General features: G+C 65.7%; 4 protein-coding genes. 1 reads left to right on the top strand and 3 read right to left on the bottom strand.

The features are described 5' to 3' along the window. From OCK01_RS08800 to OCK01_RS08790, 3 genes are all read right to left on the bottom strand, one after another. A partial coding sequence (locus OCK01_RS08800; protein ID WP_263823602.1) for a hypothetical protein occupies positions 1 to 3,092 on the bottom strand: 3,092 nt, incomplete at its 3' end. A gap of 467 nt (positions 3,093 to 3,559) precedes the next feature. After that, positions 3,560 to 4,102, bottom strand: a complete 543-nt coding sequence (locus OCK01_RS08795; protein ID WP_263823601.1) for a DUF1254 domain-containing protein — start codon at positions 4,100 to 4,102, stop codon at positions 3,560 to 3,562. Beyond that, a complete protein-coding gene (locus tag OCK01_RS08790; RefSeq protein ID WP_182826890.1) occupies positions 4,099 to 4,680 on the bottom strand; it encodes a DUF1214 domain-containing protein in 582 nt (193 codons plus the stop codon). Before OCK01_RS08790 ends, OCK01_RS08795 begins: the two co-directional genes overlap by 4 nt. Positions 4,681 to 4,875: 195 nt before the next feature. On the opposite strand from OCK01_RS08790, the gene OCK01_RS08785 reads away from it, so the two are divergent. Beyond that, a complete protein-coding gene (locus OCK01_RS08785) occupies positions 4,876 to 6,369 on the top strand; it encodes a pyruvate kinase (RefSeq protein WP_263823600.1) in 1,494 nt (497 codons plus the stop codon). Position 6,370 lies beyond the last annotated feature (1 nt).

The raw sequence follows: 6,370 nt of genomic DNA, 5'->3' as shown, positions 1-6,370 counted from the left end.
CCCAGCGCGGCGATTTCGGTCGTGGTCAGCGCCTTGATGTCGGCCGGCGCGGCCTCGAGCCGGAGGATGTCGACGCCCGCGGCGTCCAGCGCATCGCTCGTCGCGCTCTCCAGAACCTTGGCTTCGGCCAAAGTGAGGGTGGCCGTGATCGTATTGCCGTCGACAAACGTGAAGCCGGCGTCGATCAGCCCGCTCGCCTCGGCGAGCGTGAATGCGCCCTGACCGCCGTCGACATTCAGCGTCGCCCCCTGGATCGTCGACCACACGTCCGGGGTCAGGCTGGTGAGCGTGGCGATCTGCGCTGCGGCGTCGGAGATCTGCAGCGCGTTGACGCCGACGGTTTCAGCCGTCTCGAATGTCGCCGCGTCGAAGCTCTGGGCTTCGGCCACGCTGATCGCCAGCGCCAGCGTGCCGGTGGAATAGACGCTCACGCCTGCGTCCGCGAGAGCCGCCACCTGGTCCAGCGTCACGCTCGCGTCTTCCTCGACGAAGAATGCGTCGATCTTGATGGCGGCCAGTGCGGTGATGTCGTCTGTCGTCAAGCCCGAGACGTCGTCTGCGCTCACCGTCATGCGGACCACCGTTCCGGCGTCCTCGGTGAAGGCCAGTCCCTCGATCGCCATTTCCCGGACGACGTCGCCGTCGATATTGGTCGAGCCGCCGGTGAAGGTGATTTCCTTGACGCCATACGCGGCGAGGCTGTCGACATCGTCGGGCGTCAGCGTGGCCAAGCCTTCCCAGCCGTCGGCGATCACGATGGAGTCGCCTTCGGAGAAGGCTGCGCCGAGATCCGACAGGGCGCGCCATTCGGCGACGGCGAGGGTCACCGCGCCGTCATCCGCAACGTCGAACTGATCGACGAATGTCGCGTCGCCTTCGACATAGGCGGCGATGAACGTGTCGAGTTCCGCGGCCGTTCCGCTGACCGTGACGGCGTCGCCGTCCGCGAAGGTGAGGCCGGCGTCGATCAGGACTTGAGCGCCGTAAGCGGACAGGGTGACGGCGTCGTCGGTCAGATCGAGCACGTCGGCGCCGATGCCGGCGAGGTCGGCGATGGCGGTGGCGTCGAGTTCGGCGAGCTCCGACGACTCCATCTGCACGGTGACCTTATCGCTGGTCGAGAAGGCGATGTCGGCGCTCACATAGGCGCTGGCCTGGTCGTAGCTCAGCGTCGCAGCATCGTCGGCGGCGTCCATCGCCGTGACGCCCATCGCGCCGAGCTTGGCGATATCGGCGGCCTCGAAATCATCGAGCGTCGCGCCTTCGGCCGACACGGTCACCGAGGAAGCCTCCAGGATCTTCAGGCCGGCGATGCCGATCAGCGACGTGGCGAGATCGCTCGACAGCGTCACGTCGCCGGCGTCGGTGACATGGATGGTCTTGACGCCCAGCTCGATCAGGTCGGCGATGTCGGACGGCGACAGGTTTTCGATCGTCTCGGCCGGTTCGCTGAGGCTGGCGGCTTCGACGCCGATTTCGAATGTCTGCGTGTAGATGCCGTCCGATGCGCCCCAGGCGACGACGATGCCGCCATTGTCGAGTTCGACCAGATTGACGCCGTAGTCCTCTCCATATCCATAGCCGAGGTCCGTCGCCGGGTGCGTCGCTGACACGGGCATCGCGTCGCCGACTGCGTTGCCGTCCTCGTCATAGATCCGGACGGTCGGCATCCATCCCGACGAGTCGAGCGTGTACCAGGCCACCGCATAGCCGCCATTGCTCAAGGCAAGCACGGATGGAAAATAATCCAACGAGTTGGAGCCGGCGCTCACCTGGAATTCGGCGGTGACCGTCGAGCCGTCGGCTGCGTACTGCTTGCAGAAGATCTCGTAATTGCTGGACGCGTCATAGCCCATCCAGGTCGTCACGAAGCCGCCCTTCGCCAGCGGCGTGACGTCCGACCAGTATTGTTCGCCTTCTGTCGTGTCGTTGACCCTGGTTTCCCCCAGCACAACCTCGCCATTGTCGTCATAGACCTTGGTGTAAACGCCGTAGCTCGAGCCATCCTGCTCATAGGACGACCAGGTCACGGAGAAACCGCCATCCGCGAGGGCGACGATCCTCGGCAGATACTGGGTGCTGGCCGTGTAGTCGTTGACGCGCGTTTCGCCCAGGATCTCGACGCCGTCCGCCGAATAGATCTTCATATAGACGCCTTCGTTGCTGCCGTCCTGATAGGAGGAGGTCCAGACGATCGCGAAGGAGCCGTTTTCCAACGGCGTTATTTTCTGATTGTATTGGTCGCTGCTCGTATAGTCGTTGACCCTCGTCTCCGCCAGCACCTCGTCGCCGGACGCATCGAGGATTTTCATATAGACGCCGTAGCCCGAGCCGTCCTTGCCGTAGTTCGACCAGGTCACCACGAGGTTGCCGTCGGGCAGAGCGTTGATCTCGTTATAGGAATAGTATGATTGCGACGATGTCGCGTCGGCGACGTCCAGGGCGATGTCGCGGACCCCGTCGGCGGAGTAGGTCACCAGCTTGACCTTGCTCGTGGTGAAGTCCGTCCAGACCATGGCGAAGCCGCCATTGTCGAGCGCGGTGGTTTCGACCGACGCCCAGCCGCTATTCGAGGACGTGTTGGAGATGGCGGTCGGTTCCCCGGCGCTGGAGCCATCCGAGTTCAGGATCTCGAAATAGTTGGTGTATCCGCTTTGCGACGCGTCGTAGGACGACCACGTGACCACATAGCCGCCGGCTTTCAGGGCGGTCACATTGGAATCATAGGTCGATGAGGTGGCGACGACCTGAGTGTCGCCTTCCGACGACCAGCCATATTCGCCGGAGCTGTAGCCCGCGCCGATATCGGCGGCGGCCAGCGCATTGACCTGCGACAGGCTCAGCGTGAGCGCGCTGTCGGTGGCCTTGATGAGCGACACGCCGAGCGTCGCGATCTTGGCGACGCCGTCATCGTCGATCTGTTGCAGGTTTGCGGCCGTGTCGGCGACCGTGAGCACGTCTCCCGCGCCGAAACTGACGCCGGCGTCGGCGAGCGAAATCGCCTGTTCCAGCGTGATCGAGGCTTCGTCGTCCGGCAGGTCGACGGAAGTGCCGGAGCCGAGAAGGGTGAGGATTTCACTATAGGTGGTCATCAGTTTTTCCTATGCGCAGGTGCTCGCGCCGCGTCCGTTGAAAGACCGGCTTGCCAGGTTTGATATGTCGGGAAGCGCGAGCGGCAATCATCGCCGCAACGAAGCAGATCGGCGGAAGGATCGCGCTTGCGCGCGGTCACGGCCAAGGGTTTCGGCGCAACCTTATGTCGCGTCGATGTCGGAATTTTCGTCCGGCGTGTTAGAGATGAGGTTCAGGAGAAGCGCGTTGTTCGTCTTTTCCAGGAACGGCCAATTCGTTTGACCGCCCCATTAGCGATCCAGAATCTTAAATGTTCCTTATGAAAGCGCTCTGAGAAGTTATGTTTGCCCTGAGCATTTTCGGGTGTATCAGGGGATGTGCTTAAATTGTTTATACAAGTCTCAAAACTTCATTGCGCGTTAACTCTGAGCGCCGAAAAAACTTTTGATGGCAACGATTTGGCTGGAAACAGGGCTTGCCTGGGGCGTCACGCCCCCTCGCAGCTCGCGCCGTCGAGGAAGTCTCGCGCCGCCTGCTCCCGGCTGGGCGTCGGCGCGAGCGCGCGGATGACGACATAGCCTTCCGGGCGCGGCATTTCGATCAGCACGTTGTCGGAGGCTGCGTCGGGATTGTCGCGGCGGATGCGGGCCAGCTGCTCGGGCGAGCCGAGGATGGCGTCGAGATCGCCGCCCGCCTGCGAGCGGTCGTTCATCGAGAAGATTTCGTTGGAGTCGGAATCGTAGACGGCGAAGGACCAGAACACCGGCCCGCCCGGCGCCGCCAGCCTGACCGGCCGCTCGGCCACCGACACCAGGCAGGCGGCGGTGCGCAGGAAGGGATCGCCGTTGGAGAACCCCAGCGCGTCGGGCTCGGCGCCGAACCGGACGAAGCGCTGGTCGGCGTCGTAATTGGTGAGCTTGGTATAGGCGTCGATGCCGGTGAAGGCGGGCAGCGCCAGCACGATGATCACATGCAGCAGCGCCGCGCCGGCGACGCCGACCAGCAGGGAAAAGAGCGAGGCGCGGATCATGGGCAACCGACCTTTTCGAGTGTCGGCATCGCCACGTCGATCAGGCCGGAGGAGCCTGCCGCCGGCGTGTCGAACAGCGTCAGCGCCAGCCGATAGGGCCTGTCGGCCGGCGCAGCCAACCAGTTGCCGGCCTGCGCCCGCGGCGAGACGGCGATGGTGAAGCCGCCGTCGGCGCGGCGCAGCGCCGTCACCGAATTGAGCGCGCCGGGCAAAGCGGGATCGACCGCGATCGGCTCGCCCCTGGCGTCGGCGGGATAGAGCGTCCAGAACCGCGCCGGCGGCGTCTGGCCGCTGATGCGATAGGTGCAGGCCGGCGTCAGCCCCTGGCCGCCGTCGTCGGTTTCGGCCGTGAAGGTCAGGCCTTCCGCCGCCCCGTAGAGCAGCCGTCCGGCGCGGGCGCGATGGGATCGGGCATAGGGGTCGGCGTCCGCCGTCTGCGCCGCCGGAAAGGCTTTCCAGGCGCCGATGCGGATCGCGCCGAAACCGGAGGAGGCGTCGAGCATCATCACCGTCAAGCCGATGCCGAGGCCGAAAGCGACGAGGAGCGCGAGCGCGACGAGGAAGGGCAGGCGGAACATCGACGGCGGGCGATCCTGTGAAACGTCTCTTCGGAGGGTTAGCACTGATTCCGGGGCAAGCAAATGGCGAAGCTCGAAAATCCGGTTCGCGGCCTGCGCGGCGGAGGCTTTTTCGACAGCGCCGTTTGATCCCTGTCATGGGGGCTTCGCAGGCTGCGGCTAGGATGCCGGCCAACGCCACGAGGATCGCCCGCCATGGACGCGCATGTCGACATCGCCCCCCAACCCATCGCCCCCGAAGACAACGCCGCCGCGCTGCTCGACGAGATCATCGCGCTCAGGCGCGAGGCGACCGACGCCGCCCCCGCGCTGATCGCAGGCTTCGGGCTCGATCCCGCCGAGGCCAGCCCCGAACTGTTCAATCTCGCCGCCTATCTCGCGCTGCGCCATCGCGATCTCCGGCCGCTGCAACGCAGGCTGATGGCGCGCGGCCTCTCCTCGCTCGGGCGGATGGAAAGCCGGGTGCTGCCGACGCTCGACGCGGTCGCCCATGCTCTGGCCGCGCTGTCCGGCGGCGTCGCCGAACACGCCACGCCTACGGAGGAGGAGTTCTTTTCCGGCGAGGCCAGGCTGATCGCGGCGACCGATCGTCTGTTCGGCGCGCCGCGCGTCAACAGGCGCGGCCGGATCATGGTCACCATGCCGAGCGAGGCGGCCGGCGACGCCGATTTCGTGCTGGCGCTCGCCGAAGCCGGCATGGACGTCGCCCGCATCAATTGCGCCCATGACGGCCCCGATGTCTGGCGCGCCATCGCCGACCATGTCCGCACGGCCGCTCGACGACTCGGCCGCGACATTCCCGTGCTGATGGACATTGCCGGCCCGAAGATCCGCGTCGAGACGGTCGTGTCGGAGAAGAAGGCCGGAAAACTCGCCCCCGGTGATCTCTTTCGCCTGACCATCGACGCGCCCGCGCTCGACGGTCGCGCCCGCTTCGCCGCCTCGGTGTCGCTGCCCGACATCGTCACCCGGTTGGAGGTCGGCCATCGCCTCCGCTATGACGACGGCAAGCTCGAAGCGGTGGTGGAGGAAAAGCGCGACGGCGACGTCCTGTTGCGCGTCGTCAATGCCAAGGCCGGCGGCGCCAAGCTGAAGCCGGAAAAAGGCGTCAACCTGCCCGACACCGCGCTCGGCCTGTCGCCGCTGACCGCCAAGGACGAGACGGATCTGACGACCGTGATCGGCATCGCCGACATGATCGGCTATTCCTTCGTCAGCCGGCCCGACGATCTCGACCTGTTCGAGGACGCGCTTCTCCGCGCCGGCGAACCGGCCCGAGCGCTGGCGCTGATCGCCAAGATCGAGCAGCCGGAAGCCGTCCGCAATCTGCCCGCGCTCATCGCCCGGGCCAGCAGGCCCTTCGGCGTGATGATCGCCCGCGGCGATCTCGCCGCCGAAATCGGTTTCGAGCGGCTGGCGGAAATGCAGGAGGAGATCCTGTGGATCTGCGAGGCGGCGGCCACCCCGGTGATCTGGGCCACCCAGGTGCTGGAGGATCTGGTCAAGGACGGCGTGCCCTCGCGCGGCGAAATGACCGACGCCGCCATGGCCGCCCGCGCCGAATGCGTGATGCTCAACAAGGGTCCCGCCGTGGTCGAGGCCGTCGGCCTCATCGACCGCCTCTTCACCCGCATGGACGATCACGTCTTCAAGAAGACCCCGACGCTCAGGGCGCTGACATCCTGGTGAG

The sequence above is a fragment of the Rhizobium sp. TRM95796 genome, assembly GCF_025779995.1.
In the GTDB taxonomy this organism is placed as follows: Bacteria; Pseudomonadota; Alphaproteobacteria; order Rhizobiales; family Rhizobiaceae; genus Rhizobium_E.
The sequence above is the reverse complement of the archived record's forward strand: the minus strand, read 5'-3'. Positions and strand labels throughout refer to the sequence as shown.

Coding starts and splice junctions, on each gene's coding strand:
- OCK01_RS08795 (WP_263823601.1), bottom strand. CDS start 4,102: ATGATCCGCGCCTCGCTCTTTTCCCTGCTGGTCGGCGTCGCCGGCGCG.
- OCK01_RS08790 (WP_182826890.1), bottom strand. CDS start 4,680: ATGTTCCGCCTGCCCTTCCTCGTCGCGCTCGCGCTCCTCGTCGCTTTC.
- OCK01_RS08785 (WP_263823600.1), top strand. CDS start 4,876: ATGGACGCGCATGTCGACATCGCCCCCCAACCCATCGCCCCCGAAGAC.